The sequence below is a fragment of the Legionella sp. W05-934-2 genome (genome assembly GCF_964199965.1).
GTDB lineage: Bacteria > Pseudomonadota > Gammaproteobacteria > Legionellales > Legionellaceae > JAFIFT01.
In genome coordinates this window covers 1-698 of record NZ_CAXMZT010000032.1, presented here as the reverse complement: position 1 = coordinate 698, position 698 = coordinate 1, and the positions used below count along the sequence as shown (strand labels likewise).

The following is a 698-nucleotide window of genomic DNA, read 5'->3' as shown; positions in this document are numbered from 1 at the left end:
CCCATACCGAACTCAGAAGTGAAACGAGCCAGCGCCGATGATAGTGTGGGGTTTCCCCATGTGAAAGTAGGTCATTGCCAGGGTTTTATTTTTTGCTGGTATAGCTCAGCAGGTAGAGCAACTGACTTGTAATCAGTAGGTCCCGGGTTCGATTCCTGGTGCCAGCACCATCCTATAACAAGAAAAATTCGATTTACTTGACATTTTGTAAATCATAGTAAAAAATAGCAATCCATTTTGGAGGGGTACCCAAGCGGTCAACGGGATCAGACTGTAAATCTGACGGCTCAGCCTTCGAAGGTTCGAATCCTTCCCCCTCCACCAAATCGGTTAGCGGGTGTAGTTCAATGGTAGAACTTCAGCCTTCCAAGCTGATAGTGTGGGTTCGATTCCCATCACCCGCTCCAAATAACGTTGTATGCCTGAACTGAAGCCCACATAGCTCAGGCGGTAGAGCACTTCCTTGGTAAGGAAGAGGTCGCTGGTTCAAGTCCAGTTGTGGGCACCATGTAATGTCAAACTTTTGTGGAGATTTTCCAATGGCGAAGGAAAAATTTGAGCGTAAGAAGCCGCACGTTAATGTAGGCACGATTGGTCACGTAGACCACGGTAAAACGACGTTGACAGCAGCAATTACAGTGGTTCAGTCAAAACAATTTGGTGGACAGTCATCAAAATATGACGAGATTGACAGTGCC

General features: G+C 46.7%; 1 protein-coding gene, 4 tRNA genes and 1 rRNA gene. All 6 read left to right on the top strand.

Annotated elements, in window-relative coordinates; all coding sequences use genetic code 11:
• A 5S ribosomal RNA gene (gene rrf / locus AB3348_RS15220) occupies positions 1-83 on the top strand; the annotation flags it as partial.
• 11 nt (positions 84-94) lie between these two features.
• Positions 95-170, top strand: a tRNA-Thr gene (locus tag AB3348_RS15215).
• A gap of 69 nt (positions 171-239) precedes the next feature.
• A tRNA-Tyr gene (locus AB3348_RS15210) sits at positions 240-324 on the top strand.
• Between the two features lie 9 nt (positions 325-333).
• Positions 334-407 (top strand) — tRNA-Gly (locus tag AB3348_RS15205).
• Positions 408-432: 25 nt separating this feature from the next.
• A tRNA-Thr gene (locus AB3348_RS15200) sits at positions 433-508 on the top strand.
• A 31-nt stretch (positions 509-539) separates the two neighbouring features.
• A partial coding sequence (locus tag AB3348_RS15195) for a GTP-binding protein (RefSeq protein WP_367608446.1) occupies positions 540-698 on the top strand: 159 nt, incomplete at its 3' end.